The organism is Metamycoplasma spumans (assembly GCF_041026625.1).
Lineage (GTDB): Bacteria > Bacillota_I > Bacilli_A > Mycoplasmatales > Metamycoplasmataceae > Metamycoplasma > Metamycoplasma spumans.
The window spans coordinates 357,535-373,898 of the sequence record NZ_CP163393.1; the positions used below are offsets into that span (position 1 = coordinate 357,535).

Genomic DNA, 16,364 nt, shown 5'->3' on the forward strand with positions numbered 1-16,364 from the left:
TTATTTATTAATTTTTATTTTCAATTATTATAAACTCTTTTTTACCTTTTCTTAATAAGGCGTATTTTTGATTGTAATTTTTAAATTGGATTGTTGAGTTTTCGTCTTGAATAATTAAATCATCTAATAAAAATGATTTTTTAGCAATAAACTCACGAGTTTCACGATTAGATGAACAAATTTGTTTTTCTTTTATAAAATCAATAAATTTTTCACCTTCATTAGCTTTATAAACTTTTAAAAAGCTTTTTAATAATTCAATATCATCTAAAGTAAGTTTTTCTTCGTTTTTATTGAATAAAATGTCGCTAATCTTCACACATTGATTTGCAATGTCTTGGCTATGAATATCTTTTACAATTTCATAAGCCAGAGCTTTTTGAGCCACTCTCTTATGTTTTGCTAAATTATGTTCAGCCATAATTTCTTTAATTTTATCAATCGATAGAAACGTTAATCAATTTAAATACTCTTCAATTTTAACATCCGATTGATTTAATAGAAATTGGTATATTGAATATGGGCTAGTCATATTTTTATCCAATCAAAGCGACCCACCCCCGGTGCTTTTTCCAAATTTAACACCATTTTCATCAACTAATAGATTAGCAGTAAGGCCAACAGCATCAGCATTTTCTCCATGGGTTTTTCTAATAAATTCCAAACCAGTAGTAATATTACCTCATTGATCTGATCCGCCTAGCTGAACTTTTATATTTCTATCTTCAAATAAAATTTTAAAATCTCAACCTTGAATTAATTGATATGAAAATTCAGTAAATGTAATCCCTTGATTTAGTCTTGTTGCTATACTATCTTTATTTAATAAGTAATTAACGTTAACTAACTTACCTACATTTCTTAAAAAATCAACCAAAGTTCAATTTTTATAAAAATCATAGTTATCAATTACTTCTAAGCCAAAAAATTCAAGTTGTTTTTTTATAGCGTTTTTATTTCTTTCAAGTGTTTGAAGATCTAAAAATTTTCTTTCGCTGTCGCGGAAACTTGGGTCTCCAATCATTCCTGTAATTCCACCTAAAATTGCAATTGGTTTAAAGCCAAATTTTTTAAATCTTAGTAAATTTAAAATTTGTATGTAATTACCCAAATGCAAACTCAAAGCAGTAGGATCAAATCCAGCATATATTCCAGTTCCAGATTTTAATGATAAAAACTTTTCTTCACTAGAAATATCTTTTAAAACACCACGTGTTTTTAACTCTTCTAATATATTTTTTTCCATAATATCCTTTTTATATATATAATAATCTTATTATTACAGATTATCTAAGTTAATATATTTATATATTATATAAAAAATAAGTCTATAAATTATTAATAGTAAAGGAGAATTATGAAAATAAAAATTATCGTCGATTCATCTTCTGGTCTTTCGCAACAAGAAGCTCAAAATTTAGGGTGAGATTTAATTCCACTAAATGCTGAAATTGATGGAAAGCCATATAAAATTGGTATTAATTTAGATGTTGATGAATTTGCTAGAATGTGACGTAGTAATAAGAAAATTAATACGTCAACTTTTGCAACTCCTCCTGGCGTTAGCCAAGAAGTTATTGACAAATATATTGACAATTATGACAAAATAATTATTTATTCAATTTCTAAAGAATTATCATCACAAAATTCTTCTTTAATAACTTTATTTAAAGATAACCCAAAAGTTCATGTTGTTGAGTCTAAGAAAATTTCTTATTTAATTGTTCGTGATTTATTGCTTTTTGAACAAAAAATAAATAATGGCGTAAGTTTCGATAAAGCAATTGAGCATTTTAATCAAAAAAATGAAAAACTTTTATTAGTGCCTCAATTCAATGATGCTTTAGTAAAAGGTGGGCGTTTATCAAAAGCAGCCGCTATGATTGCTAAATTAGCTAAAATTGTGCCGATAATAAGATTTGAGAATGGTATTTTAGAAAAAGAAGGGCTTGGTAGAGTATTTACTAAAACTCTGGATAAACTGGTTAAAGAACTATTTGAAAAATTACCAAAGGAAAACGAAAATTATTATTTAGTTATTCCACACGCTGACAATGATGAAATAGAAAAAATTATAAATTCATTTAAACTGGTTACAAACAATTATCCTCGTATCGCTTCAATAAAATTACCTGCCGATATTTCGGTTCACACCGGCATTGGAGCAGTTTGTGTCTCTTTTGCAGAAATTAAAGACGAGATTAAAGATAAGTTTTTAAGCATTGCTAAAGTTTGATAAAAAGATCGGCTATTCCGATCTTTTTTAATCATTAATTTTGACTTTTAAAATATTAAGCGCTAAACATCATAGATAAAATTTCATAACACTTTTATGATTATAGTCTTTGAATTTAAGCTTATATATAAAATTTGATAATTCAATATCAACGTTGATTATTTACTTTTTAAGTATATAAATATGTTAGATATTTAAAAGCAAAGTATAAAAAAACGACCTAACCTCAGTTAGGTCGCATTATTTATTAATATTTATGCCCTTAAGGGGCTCAGTTAGAAAAATATTAAATGAATAAAGATTTGGTTTACTACGACTTTTGAAAATATTAAAACTAGTTAAACTATTAAATGATAATGACATTTAAATAATAAAACTATATAAGGGATGTCTCTAGATAGAGACAAATCAATTATATTATTAAATACGATAAAAATTGTTAAAAAAGCTATTTTTTTGTATTTTTTCACTTTTTTAAGGAATTTTAGGAATTTTTTTTAACTTTTTTATTTAGCACCGATAATAATAAAACAATTAACAAAACAAAATGAGATTTTCAAAAAATAAATCTATTTAGTTTTATTTCAATATTAATGATAAATAAAATATTTATTTTATAATTTGTAAATTATAATTTAGGTTATAAATGAGGTTAATATGATTGATATAAAAAAATGATTAGAATACTATAACAATAAAAAAGATCAAAAGTTAATATTAAAAAGTTATTTAGCAAATAAAGAAGACTTTAATAAATATATGCCTTATATTAAAAATTACTTCATTTCATCACTTGGCTTTGGTTTAAATAAAATTAATGAGATTAGTTTAATCATACTAGCTCACAATTTTGCAAAAGTAGTTAAAAATAATAAGCCAAATAGCAAGATTTTATTAATTAGTGATAATAATAGCAATTTAATTAACGCATTTTTAGATAAGATGTCGCATGTGTTTTTAGCTTTTAATTTAGAAGTAATTAAAATGCATAATAATGAGCCTATCAGCCAGTCATTTTTAAAATATACTATGCAAAAAACACAAAACATTGATTTTGCTATTTATATATCTAAATATACATATGACAATAAATATTCAATTGCTCTTTATGATAATAATGGTTTTACAATTAATCCAAAAATAATGCAGTATTTATCTAGAGAAAATGATCAAATCCAGATTGAGGATGTTAAGCTATTTAATGATCAATGCCAAGTTCTAAATTTTGAGAAACTATTAAACGAATATTCTGATGATATAGTAAATAGAAATTATTTAAGCAAAGGAAATAATTTACTAAAAATAGGTGTTATAAATGATAATTTAACTCATTCGTTTTTTAAAAAAATAGTTGGTAAAAATGATTTGCAATATAAAGTCATAAATCAAAAATTTCCAGCAGATAAGCCTTATAAAATTTCCATTTCAAAAATAAAAAATCCTTGAATTAACAATATTAATTACCTTTTGAAATTTTCATACGATCATAAGAGAGTTTATTTTTATAGCAGAATAAAAAGCGATTTATTTTCAGCTAAATACAAGCTTATTGATATAAATATACTAATTGCCAATTATTTAATATTTATTAATCGAATTAAAAATACTAATTTAAAATTCAATAAAATCACAAGTGTAAGGTCAACTAATGCAACCAATGCTAATTTAATTAGTCAAATAACGAAAAAGTATAATATTGATTATAGCGAATCATTTAAAATGGAAGATAATGATTTTAACTTAGATTCATTGCTATTCTTTAATGAAGAAAATGATGTGATTTTATCAAGCTATCAAACGAAATTATCTGACCCTTATTTAATTACTTCATTAATATTAAATATGTTAAATTACTATCAAACACAGGGCATGAACCTTGATGATATAACAAGTACAAATATTGGTAATTTTAATTGTCCAGTAATTAAAGAGTTTTCAATCCCTTGCGCAATCAAAAATATTCAAGCGTTTGAAACAAAATTATTTGTGCAAAATTATATTTCATCTTTAGAAATTAAAAGACTTGATGACTTGCGTCATTTAAGTCAAGAAAAGGAAAAATGCATTGCTAAAATATTTTTAGAAAATGAAGATGAGTGGATTTTTATTAAATACTCTTATGAATTAAAAAAGGTCATTTTCATATGTTCAGAGAATAAAAATACCGACGGGGAAATATTTAAAAAAGTTAAAAAATACTTTAGCAAGTTTTTAAAAAAATACAATACTAATTTTTTATTTGAAGCAGTTTCAGATGAAAATGATAATGAAAGTGAAATTATTGAAAATGAAAACAATAAAAAATCCGATCTTTAACAGATCGGTTTTTTTTATCCATTATAAATTTTATTTAAAATAATTGCTCCAGCAGTAGCAACATTTAAACTTTCGAAAGCAATTGGAATATAAATATTTATATCGCAAATTTGTTTAATTTCATTACTGATTCCATTGCCTTCATTGCCTAAAACTATGATGATGTTTTCATTTAAAAATTCTACATCGTTAAGTTTTTTAGAACTTTTATCTAACAAAGTTCCATAAATTGTATAGTTGTCTTTTTTATAGTCTAACAAAACACTTTTTAAATTACTACATTCGATTATATTAGTTTCAAAAAAAGCACCTTGGCTAGAACGAATAACTTTATCGCTATATGCATCTAAATTTTCAATAATAACTGAATCAAAGTCAAAAGCTTTAGCCAATCTTATAATTGTCCCCACATTGCCTGGATCTTGTAAATTATTCAAAGCGATAATCTTTTTAGGCTTGTTAGTTTTTTTGTTTGGTTTTTTACATACAGCAACAATTTTTTGAGGGGTTTGAGTTGATGATAGTTCTTTAATAACGGCATCAGTAACTTGAATTGAAAAAGGGTATTTAGGATTTTCGGTAGCTTCAAAAACTTCAAGTAATATTTTTTGTTTTTTTGCTTCTTCAACTAAATGATAACCTTCTATCAAAAATGTATTATTTTCTTTGCGATATTTTGATTCTTTTAATTTTTTATACTCTTTAATCTTTGGATTATTTGTGCTTGATATAAACATATTTTCCTCTTATATAATTTTACAAAAGAAAAAGACGTATTAACGTCTTATTCATAAAATCCTTTTTCTCTAAGTTTGAAATATGGTCCATCTTCTGTAACTGGTAAACAAATTTCTTTAGCGGCGTCTTTAGTTACGTCTTCGCCATTACCCATAGCAATTCCTAAACCTACTTCTTCTAACATTTCAATGTCATTTTCAGAATCACCAAATGCAACCATTTCATCTAATGTGACATTTAATAAATCACCTAGAATTTTTAGACCTGTTGCCTTAGTAATGCCTTTAGCTGAAATAAATACACCACCAGCTCACACAGCCAATACTCACATATCCATGTTGTTTTCTTCAAAGAATTTTGCTAAAGCATCTCCTAAAGCCTGTGGAGTTTTTGAACTAACTGTAATTAAATAGTTTTTATCTTCTTTTGATTCAAATTCTTTTTCAGATATAAATTTATCTTTAAAAGGACGGTAAAATCAGTGATCAATATTGAATAAATCATTGTAATATCCTCATTTATTTCCAACAAAAGAAAAGGCTAGCTTATTATTTTCTGCATATTCTCTAAATTTAATAAAATCTTTGTATTCAATGGTTTTTTCAAAAATATACTCATTAGTTTTTAAATCTAAAATAAATGTACCATTTGCACCAATGAAATAATCTACATATGGATTATTTATTTGTTTACCAACAGTGAAAATATCTCTACCAGAACATAAAACATTAATGTATCCATTTTGTTTTAATTTTTCAAACATTTCTTTCATACGAGGACTTAAATCTTCAACACCAAATGGTAATAATGTACCATCAATGTCAAAAACAATCATTTTGTATTTAGTCATAATTTTCTCCCTTCAGGATAGCTTCGATGCGGGCACAAAATACCTTGGCCATAATCACATGACCATCGGTAATGTTTCCTCAAGCTATTATTCGGTTTAAATACGTAAAAATTAAATTACCACAAAAGCTTTGCAACTCTTTTATATATAGTTCTTTGCTTTTGGCAAGGAGTTTCAGCTCTCCTTCGCTTAGCACATATAATTTTACATTAAAAAGTTTATTTAGGTTATTAATTTCTTCAAATTCTTTATTATTATTTAATTCAATATTTCCGATTTTTTCGCGTCTTAAAATATTGACTACGGCATCAGTTTTTAAATGTAAACCTATATCATGAATCAATGAACGAATGTAAGTTCCTTTTGACACTTTGCATCTTATGGCAAATTTTTGCTTTTCATAATCAAAATCAATCAATTCAAGATCTAATATCTCGATTTTTGAAGGCTTTAACTCGACTTCTTTATTATTTCTAGCTAATAAATAACTTCTGACCCCATCTACTTTTTTTGCTGAAAATATTGGTGGAATTTGCTCGGTTTGATTTTTTATATAATCTAAGGCACTAAGCATAGTTTGCTCATCTATCATTTCATAATTCTCTATATTAAAGACTTCTTCACCTTCATCATAACTAGCTGAATATTGATGTAATGTAGCTTCAACATAATAGCTTTTAGTATCAGCTAAAAGATAAGAAAGGGCTTTAGTATCGTGATTGGTTGCAACTATTAACAATCCCTCAGCTAAAGGATCTAATGTTCCTCCGTGACCGATTTTTTTAATGTTATTTTCTTTTGCAAATTTCTTAATAGCTTTAAAACTTGAAATGCCTCTAGGTTTATTTATTTTATAAAACATGATATCACCAAGTAAATACTACCAAATTTTTTTATTTATATAATAAATAGCTTAAAAATAAACAAAAATCGCCTTTAGAGCGATTATTGTTATATGGCGGACAATGAGGGATTCGAACCCTCGAGGGAACTTTTTGGCTCCCTGGTAATTTTCGAGATTACTCCCGTCGGCCTCTTGGGTAATTGTCCAATTATTATTATTGTATATTTATTTTGTGAAAATGAATAAAAAAAACAAGAAATCCTGTTATTCACAAGTTTCCTTGAAATGGTACGCGAGAAGGGACTTGAACCCTTACGCCGAAGGCATTAGTGCCTAAAACTAACGTGTCTGCCAATTTCACCACTCGCGCGTATATGGTGCCGTTTATAGGACTTGAACCTACGACCTACTGATTACAAGTCAGTTGCTCTGCCAACTGAGCTAAAACGGCATTTGCATTTAATGCTTTATTATTATAACGAATTTTATTTATTTTTTTAAAAAATAAATAAAAAAATGGCTAAAATGCCATTTTAAAAACTATTTAGTTTTTTTAGCTAATTCTTCTTCAGTATAAACTGAAGCGAATTTTCTGTTGATTCTGTTTTCGAACTTAACAATTCCATCGATTAAAGCAAATAGAGTATCGTCTTTTCCACGTCCAACGTTGTTGCCTGGGAAAATTTTTGTTCCTCTTTGTCTATAGATAATGCTTCCTGCTGTTACAAATTGACCGTCTGTAGCTTTAACGCCTAATCTTCTACCGGCTGAGTCTCTACTATTAGAGGTTGTTCCACCTGATTTCGTATGTGCCATAACTATTTAACCTTGATTTCTGAGATTTTAACTCTTGTATATGGTTGACGGTGTCCTAATTTACGTTTGTGTGTTGATTTAGCATTGTGTCTGTAAACAACGATTTTCTTTGCTTTACCTTGTTTTTCGATAGTTCCTAAAACAGAAGCTTTTTCTACGAAAGGTGCACCAATTTGATCATCTAGAGCTAAAACTCTGTCAAATACAACTTGTTCACCTTCATTGCCTTCGATTTTTTCGATGTAAATAACATCGCCAGCTTTAACAAGTAATTGTTTTCCGCCAGTTTCGATAATTGCAAACATTTAAGCCTCCTTATATTTTGTCACATCCTGAAGGTACTATAATAGTTTAAAACCTTTTTAGTATGGTTACTCTATAAGTAACGCATATATTATACAACATAATTAAAAAAAGCGCCCTATAATTAGGCACTTTTTTAATAAATTATTATTTAGTAAATTAATTAATCATTATTGCTGAAATCGTTTTCATCTGAGTCGTTGTATTCTTCTTCGGTAGCAACGATTTCTTCATCTTCTGGACTATAGTCTTCTTCTAATAATTCACTTGTGATTGCATCAATATCAATTGCATCAGAAGTGATTTCTTCAGCATTAACTTCAGCAGATCTAAAGTAGTTAATTGAAGGTTTAATATCATATTTTGAGTGTTCTTCAAAAGGATATAAAGCTGTACCTGAAGGAATTTTCTTACCAACAATGATATTTTCTTTTAATCCGCTTAAGGTGTCTGATCTTGAAGAAATTGCAGCATGAACTAAGATTTTACTTGTTTCTTGATATGAAGCTGCAGCTAAGAATGAATCTGACAATAATGGAACTTGTTTAGCACCTTTAATTACTACTTTTCCATAAGCAGGTCTTAAACCTTTTGATAATAATTGACCATTTTCTTCTTGATAATCAAATATATCAACAATTGCTCCGGCAAAGAATTTAGAGTCTCCTGGTTCTGAAATAACAATTTTAGACATCATTTGACGAATAATAATTTCGATATATTTATCAGAAATTGCAATACCTTGAATACGGTAAATTCTTTGGATTTCTTTTAATAAATAGTTTTGAACTGTAATAGTATCAGTTAAGTTTAGTAATTCTCTTAAAATAATTGGTCCTTCTGATAGTTTTTGACCTATTCTTACAAAATCACCAACTTTTACTCTTAATTTTTTAAGTGTGTTTACAAAAACTTTTCTTGGTATGATTTTGCCATTTTTATTTTCAGAATTAATTGTAATTAAATATTGGTTTGAATCTTTTTCGTCGACTTCAATTTCAACAACTTCACCTTTATATGGTGAAATAACTGCTGGACGTCCTCAAGGTTGTTCGTGGGCGTCAATTAATTCGATTAGACGAGTGAAACCACCGGTAATATCTTCAACACCAGCAACCCCACCTGTATGGAAAGTACGCATGGTTAGCTGTGTTCCAGGTTCACCGATTGATTGAGCAGCAATAATACCTACTGCTTCACCAATATTTACAATTCTATTAGTTGCTAAATCTTTACCAAAACACATTTTACATACACCATTTCTGGTGTTGCATCCTAAAATTGATCTAATTTCAACTTCCTCAATGCCTTCTGAAACAATTCTTTGAGCAATTTTTTCAGTTACTAAAGTGTTTCTTCCGCAAATTTCTACACCTTGTTCAGAAATAACTGGTTTATTTGTGAAACGACCAACAATTCTTTCTTTTAATGAAACAATTATTTGTTTTGTTTTAGTGTCAACAATGTTTCTTGCAATATAACCATAGTCAGAACCACAGTTTTCTTGACGTACAACAATATTTTGAGCAACGTCAACTAAACGACGAGTTAAGTAACCTGACTTAGCGGTGTTAAGAGCGGTATCGGTTAAACCTTTACGTGCACCGTGGGTAGATGAATAGAATTCAAACGCAGTTAGACCTTCAATAAATGAAGATTTAACCGGAACTTCAACAGTAGATCTAACAACACGGTCGTTTTTGGCGTCGGCTTTTGTGGTTTTGGTGTTATTTGCCATCAATCCCCGCATACCGGCTAATTGAACGTAGTTAGAAATGTTACCACGGGCACCTGAGTTAATCATAGTAATAACTGGGTTTTGTGGGTTTTCTTTAATAATTCTTTGTAAATCTGTTTGAATTTGATCTTTAATTTCAGCTCATTTTTTAATAGTTAATGAATATCTATCATCATCAGTAATTCAACCTAAGTTATAGTAATTTTTAAGTTGTGCGATATATTCATCACCTTCTTTAATCAATTCACCTTTTTTATCAGTTTCCAAAATATCAGAAAACGATATAGAAATACCCGAAACAGTTGAATAGTTAAATCCTAATTGTTTTACTTCATCTAGTATAGATGCAACAATATTGGTATATTTAAATCAAACACCATCAAGAATTTTAGCTTTTTCTTCAGCTGTTAAAGGATGGTTTGAACCATTATATCTATCTGGACTAGAGTTAACAATTTTCTTAATTTCTTCAACAGTAAATTGAGCTAATAGAACAGCATGTTCATATTCAATCTTTTTATTTTCGTATGTTTTTAAGTTAATATATTCAACTAAAGCATTATCATCAGCATCTGAAATATTTAGCTTATCAACTGCATTAGCAACGTCTGCCATTGAAATTGTTGCAACATATTTATCAAATGCATATCTAATAATTTTTGCTATATTCTTTTTGTTGAATGCTTCTTGAATTGGCAATTCGAATTTAATATAGTCACGAATATTTGTTCCTGCTGGCACAACATATTTAGCATTAAATGCTTGATTATAGTCTTCTAATGAATTAGCTTTATTTACTTTATTGTCATAAATAAATGGGAATGATTTAGGAAATACATTGTTAAAAATGAATTTACCAACAGTAGAAATAATATACTGATCTTTTTCGTGAGCATTAATCAATTTTGATGATTTAACTTTTTTAGCTGGTAAAGCAACTCTAGCATGTAATGAAACTTTTTTGGCTTCTAAAGCTCTTATCATGTGGTCATAATCATCAAATACTCTACCTTCTCCAAGATCATTTGCTTTTTCGATAGTTAAGTAGTATAAACCTAAAATCATATCTTGTGAAGGGTTGATAATAGGTTCACCATCTTTAGGTCCCAAAATATTTTTATTAGCCAACATTAATTCACGTGATTCTAATAAAGCTTGTTCAGAAACAGGAACGTGAACAGCCATTTGGTCACCATCGAAGTCAGCGTTAAACGGAGTACATACTAATGGGTGAAGTCTAATAGCTTTCCCACGTACTAAAACAGGTTCAAACGCTTGAATTGATAGACGGTGAAGGGTTGGTGCCCGGTTTAATAGAACTAATCTACCTTGAATTGCATCGGCAACATGAGGTCAAATAATTGGATTTTGATCTTCAATAATTTTCTTAGCATTTTTAATTGTTGTAGCTACTTCTTTTTCAATTAAACGCGCAATGATTCATGGTTCAAATAATTTAGCAGCCATTTCACGTGGAATACCACATTGATGCATTTTTAAACCAGGACCAACAACAATAACTGAACGACCTGAATAGTCAACACGTTTACCTAGTAGGTTTTGTCTAAAACGACCTTTTTTACCAGTTAAAGCGTCTGAAATTGATTTAAATGGACGGTTGTCTTTAGATAAAACAGGATTTGGTGATCTTCTTTGGTTATCAATTAAAGCATCAACAGCTTCTTGAATCATTCTAAGTTCGTTTTGAATAACTAATGTAGGAGCATCCTTATCTTGTCATTGTTGTAGACGATTATTTCTAATAATAACTCTACGGTAAAGTTCATTAATATCAGAAGTTGAATGACGTCCACCATCCAATTGAATCAAAGGACGTAAATCTGCAGGAATAACTGGTAAGTTGTAAATTAACATACTTGTTGGATCTTGTTTAGATTCAATAAAAGCGTTAATTACTTGTAAACGTTTATATAGTTTTTCACGAGTTTGACGTGCAGTTGAAGCGAACTTATCTGGGTTTAAAATTTCTTCATTGTTTAATTTATTAATTTCGTCAGTTACAAATTGTTTTTCTTTTTGTAAATCTAGATTTTTTAATAAATATTCAATAGCTAATGCTCCAGTACCAATTTTGGCATCTGAATAGTGTTCTATAACTTCATTTAATTCATAAAAGTCAATACCATACTCTTGGCCAATTTTAGATGTTGCTTTTTCAACTAACGAATCTAATGTTTCTTTAATATCATCATATTCTTCAGTTTCTGGTTCGAAACGTTCTAATAACTCTTCTAATGCAGCTTTGTAAATGATAGCAGCAGCATTTATTTCGATAATTTGGTTTTTTGGTAAAGATTTTAAACCGCCACTTTCTAAAACAATGTGGTTTTTGTAATAAATTAGATTTTCTAATTCCTCACGCTTAACAGTATCGCTTGCGTGTAATGAGGTTCTTAAACCTAATAATTTGAAAATAATTGAGTGGTCAACTTTGAAATATCAAAAGTGAACTACTGGACTATTTAATTTAATATGACCCATATGATTTCTACGGGCTATTTTAGGAAGAATTTGAACATGTTCTTGTTTACATAATTCTGTTCTTGTACAGTAACTTCCCTCATTTATTTTTTTGTATTTGAATCCACAAACTGGACAACGATAATCAATCATTGGACCAAAAATAATTTCATCAAATAAACCGCCACGTTCTGGTTTGTAACTTTTATAGTTGATAGTTTCAGGTTTTGTAACCTCACCATGTGATCAGCTTTCAACATCTTGTGGAGTAGCTAATGCTAATGATATTTTTGATATTCTTTCTTCATCTAGTGAGTCGTATTTTGAATTCTTTTTCATTATTCTGCTCCCCCTTCAAATTCTTGATAGTATTTAGTATCAACTCTTTCACTATCGTAATCTGCTTCATCGCCATTTTTTTCGTGAGCTTCTAATTTAATACCTAATCCACGTAATTCGTATGCTAAAACGTTAAATGATTCTGGCATACCTGGTTTTGGTAATTTAGTCTTGCGAGCAAGTGCGTTATATAGTTGATTACGCCCTACAATGTTATCTGATTTATATGTTAATAATTCTTGTAAAACATTTGATGCACCATAAGATTCAATAGCTCATGTTTCCATTTCCCCAAATCTTTGACCACCATTTTGAGATTTACCTCCAAGTGGTTGTTGAGTGATTAATGAATATGGACCTACTGAACGAGCGTGCATTTTGTCATCAACCATGTGGTAAAGTTTTAGATAGTACATAACACCAACAGAAATAGGATTATCAAATGGTTCTCCAGTTTGACCGTTGTATATTACTGTTTTACCAGTAGTATTTAAGTCTGCTTCTTCTAAAATCTCTTTAATTTGGTTGTGTGTTATACCATCAAAAATTGGTGTAACAAATTTAGTTTTTAATGATTTAGCTGCTAAACCTAGGTGTAATTCTAAAACTTGTCCAATGTTCATACGTGATGGAACACCTTGTGGGTTTAAAACAATATCAAGTGGTGTGCCATCTTCTAAATATGGCATTTCCTCTACTGGTAAAACGATTGAAACAACCCCTTTGTTACCATGACGTCCAGCCATTTTATCGCCGACTTTAATTTTACGTTTTTGTGCAATTGACACTTTAACGATTTTTTCAATACCGTCTTCTAATTGATCGCCTTGTTCACGAGAAAGAACTTCAACAGCAACAACAGTACCATTATGTCCGTGTTTTACTTTTAAAGAAGTATCTTTTCTTGAAGCAGTTTTTTGACCGAAGATAGCACCCATTAATTTTTCTTCAGGTGTTGGGTTTTCTTCACCTTTTGGTGATGTTCTACCAACTAAAATGTCACCAGCACTAACTTCCGATCCAACTCTAACAATACCATTATCATCTAAGAAACGTTTTGACGCATTTGATACGTTAGGAATATCGGTCGTTAAAATGTCTTCTCCAGCTTTTGAATGTCTAAATTGAATAGTTTGTTCTTCGATGTGAATAGAAGTATAAACATCATCTTTTACTAATCTTTCAGATAGAACAACAGCATCTTCGTAGTTATATCCATGTCATGTGGTAAATCCGACTAACACGTTTTTACCTAATGCCATTTCCCCATCTTTCATTGATGGGCCATCAACTAATAAATCACCAGCTTTAATTTCTTGACCAACTTTAACAATTGGAACTTGGTGAATTAAAGTACCTTGGTTAGATTTTTCAAATGTACGTAAATTGTAAATATCACTCTTTGTTGCGCCTGTTGGAGTAATTTTAACAACTTCGGCATCAACATAATTTACAACACCGTCACGTGACGCTCTAATGTTACTTGATGAATATCTAGCAATGTCAGCTTCAACACCAGTCGCCACCAATGGAGCTTCTGGGAATAAAACTGGAACAGCTTGACGTTGCATGTTAGAACCCATAAGTGCACGGTTAGCATCGTCATTTTCTAAAAATGGAATTGCTGAAGCGGCAATAGATGTCATTTGACGGTTAGATACACCAACAAAGTCAACTTCTTCAGCGTTAACCTCGATATATTCATTGTCGCGTCTTACCATTACTTTTTCATCAATTATTTTGTTATTGTGAATATGTAATGTTGACTGAGCGAAAGTATATCCTGCTTCTTCAATCGCTGTTAAATAAATAGGTTTTGAAAAATCAACAACCTTATCTTTAACTCTAAAATATGGAGATTGAATAAATCCATATTTATCAATTTGAGCAAACGATGCTAAGTTAAGAATAAGCCCGATGTTTGGACCTTCAGGTGTTTCGATTGGACAAATACGTCCAAAATGAGTTGGGTGAACGTCACGAACCTCAAATTGAGCAGTATCACGGTTAAGACCTCTAGGCCCTAACGATGTAATTCTACGTTTGTTTGACATTTCTGCCAATGGATTACATTGATCCATAAATTGAGATAATTTAGATGTATTAAAGAAAGATTTAAATTGATTAAAGATTGGTTTGTTATTTGTTACGTTTTTAGGTGTAATTTTATCAATATCTTTTGTTGAAATTCTTTCTTTTGTGTTTTTTTCTAATTTAATCAATCCAACTCTGAATTGATTTTGTAATAATTCTCCAATTGTAACAATTCTTTTATTTATTAGCGAATCAGGGTCATCATCAACTCCGACTTTTGATAATAAATTAAAGTAATATGAAATTGTTGCAATTAAATCTGGAATTAATAAAAAGTTTTCGGTTGAGGTAGGATCATTTCCTAAAACTAGTACTTTATTATCACGGTTTTTATCATTTTCTGTAGGATAAATTCAAACTCTTGGAACAGATAAACGATCATATAAAGATTCATTACCTTGTTCTTCTAATTGTAAGCCATAAACGTCAGCTTCAACATCTGGTAATCTTCACATAGGGATAACGCCTTGTTTAAACTCTTCATGAATTTTACGAGCCATTTCTCATGTAATATACTCACCTTTTGAATATAATAATTCACCATCTTGTGAAAAAATATTTTCAGCTAAAAATGAGTTAGCGATTCTCTCGATAACATTTAGTTTACGATTTAATGTGAAACGACCTGTTTCAGTTAAGTTATATCTTTTTTCGTTAAATAAAGTTGAAGGAATCAAATTACGAGCTGATTCAGCTGTCATACGATCACCTTTTCTAATTAAACGATAGATAGCTTGTTGAGCTTCTCTAGTAACAGCTTCTGAATCTGGTCCTACAATTTTATCTTTTCTAAATGTTTCTTCTAAAACATCAATTGAACCGAACATTGATTTAATACCTTGTTCAGTAAAACCTAATGCTTTTAAAAACACAGTTAGTAAAAATGATTTATTTTTGTCGATATGAATTTTTACCGTATCAGGGTTTGATGAAGTTACCTTGTGATAAATTTCAACTCATGAACCTAATTGTGGAATGATTTCAACTTTGTTAAATAGGTCGTTAGCATTTTTGTTTCTAACACCTAAACCAAAATAAGCCCCGGTTGAACGAATTAGTTGTGAAACTATAACTTTTTCTGATCCGTTAATGATAAATGAACCACCATAAGTCATAATAGGAATTTCGGCAAAAACAACTTCAGCATCTTCAACTTCACCAGTTTCGATGTTAATTTGTCTTAATCTTGCTTTTAATTTTCCTTGATATGATGACCCCTTTTGTTTTGCTTCTTTAATGCATTCAAATTCAGATTTTTTAGGATGTTCAAAGTGCGCAGAATTATGAATATATTCTATTCTAACTTTTCCGTTAGCTTCGATTGGATATATGTTTCTTAGTTCTTCTTCAATCCCGTGTTTAATGAATTTTTCAACTGAATCTCTTTGCATTTCTAAAAAGTCAGGAGTATCAAACTTCTTTTGACTTATTGAATAGTCTCTTCTTTCAGTAATCGGTCCAAATTTTCTAAGTTCATATTTAGATTTATTTAGCATATCTTACCTCATTTGTAATTTTTAAAATTTTATTTTTTTTAATATATCAATATTTTTTTGTGCTATTTATATACGCGTATGCACACATATTATAAATAAAAGCAAAAAAGGCT

Annotated in this window: 10 protein-coding genes and 3 tRNA genes; 2 read left to right on the forward strand and 11 right to left on the reverse strand. The window is 29.3% G+C overall.

Translation table 4 applies throughout. The features are described from left to right. Positions 1-7: 7 nt before the first annotated feature. A complete protein-coding gene (gene tyrS / locus AB5V95_RS01435; RefSeq protein WP_369086094.1) occupies positions 8-1,246 on the reverse strand; it encodes a tyrosine--tRNA ligase in 1,239 nt (412 codons plus the stop codon). 111 nt (positions 1,247-1,357) lie between these two features. Between tyrS and AB5V95_RS01440 the strand changes: the two genes are divergently transcribed. Together AB5V95_RS01440 and AB5V95_RS01445 are read left to right on the forward strand one after the other, a co-directional pair. Further along, the gene (locus AB5V95_RS01440; protein ID WP_369086095.1) at positions 1,358-2,239 is read left to right on the forward strand and encodes a DegV family protein; all 882 of its coding nucleotides are present in this window, start codon (positions 1,358-1,360) and stop codon (positions 2,237-2,239) included. 654 nt (positions 2,240-2,893) lie between these two features. Further along, a complete protein-coding gene (locus AB5V95_RS01445) occupies positions 2,894-4,552 on the forward strand; it encodes a hypothetical protein (protein ID WP_369086096.1) in 1,659 nt (552 codons plus the stop codon). A gap of 14 nt (positions 4,553-4,566) precedes the next feature. On the opposite strand, the gene AB5V95_RS01450 is transcribed toward AB5V95_RS01445, so the two are convergent. From AB5V95_RS01450 to AB5V95_RS01495, 10 genes are all read right to left on the reverse strand, one after another. Continuing rightward, complete coding sequence (locus tag AB5V95_RS01450; RefSeq protein WP_369086097.1) at positions 4,567-5,289, reverse strand: TrmH family RNA methyltransferase; 723 nt, start codon at positions 5,287-5,289, stop codon at positions 4,567-4,569. Between the two features lie 47 nt (positions 5,290-5,336). Next, complete coding sequence (locus tag AB5V95_RS01455) at positions 5,337-6,140, reverse strand: YcsE-related riboflavin metabolism phosphatase (protein WP_027122625.1); 804 nt, start codon at positions 6,138-6,140, stop codon at positions 5,337-5,339. Beyond that, a complete protein-coding gene (truB, locus tag AB5V95_RS01460) occupies positions 6,133-7,002 on the reverse strand; it encodes a tRNA pseudouridine(55) synthase TruB (protein WP_369086098.1) in 870 nt (289 codons plus the stop codon). The genes AB5V95_RS01455 and truB overlap by 8 nt, the downstream gene beginning before the upstream one ends. A 94-nt stretch (positions 7,003-7,096) precedes the next feature. Then, a tRNA-Ser gene (locus AB5V95_RS01465) sits at positions 7,097-7,190 on the reverse strand. 80 nt (positions 7,191-7,270) lie between these two features. Further along, positions 7,271-7,354 (reverse strand) — tRNA-Leu (locus tag AB5V95_RS01470). A gap of 5 nt (positions 7,355-7,359) precedes the next feature. Next, positions 7,360-7,435 (reverse strand) — tRNA-Thr (locus tag AB5V95_RS01475). Positions 7,436-7,524: 89 nt separating this feature from the next. Next, positions 7,525-7,800, reverse strand: a complete 276-nt coding sequence (gene rpmA / locus AB5V95_RS01480) for a 50S ribosomal protein L27 (RefSeq protein WP_027122627.1) — start codon at positions 7,798-7,800, stop codon at positions 7,525-7,527. A gap of 2 nt (positions 7,801-7,802) precedes the next feature. Further along, a complete protein-coding gene (gene rplU / locus AB5V95_RS01485; RefSeq protein ID WP_027122628.1) occupies positions 7,803-8,105 on the reverse strand; it encodes a 50S ribosomal protein L21 in 303 nt (100 codons plus the stop codon). Between the two features lie 161 nt (positions 8,106-8,266). Continuing rightward, positions 8,267-12,661, reverse strand: coding sequence for a DNA-directed RNA polymerase subunit beta' (rpoC, locus tag AB5V95_RS01490; RefSeq protein WP_369086099.1), 4,395 nt, complete (start codon positions 12,659-12,661; stop codon positions 8,267-8,269). Further along, on the reverse strand, positions 12,661-16,251 hold the full coding sequence (locus tag AB5V95_RS01495; RefSeq protein ID WP_369086100.1) for a DNA-directed RNA polymerase subunit beta: 3,591 nt from the start codon (positions 16,249-16,251) through the stop codon (positions 12,661-12,663). Before AB5V95_RS01495 ends, rpoC begins: the two co-directional genes overlap by 1 nt. Between the last annotated feature and the right edge of the window lie 113 nt (positions 16,252-16,364).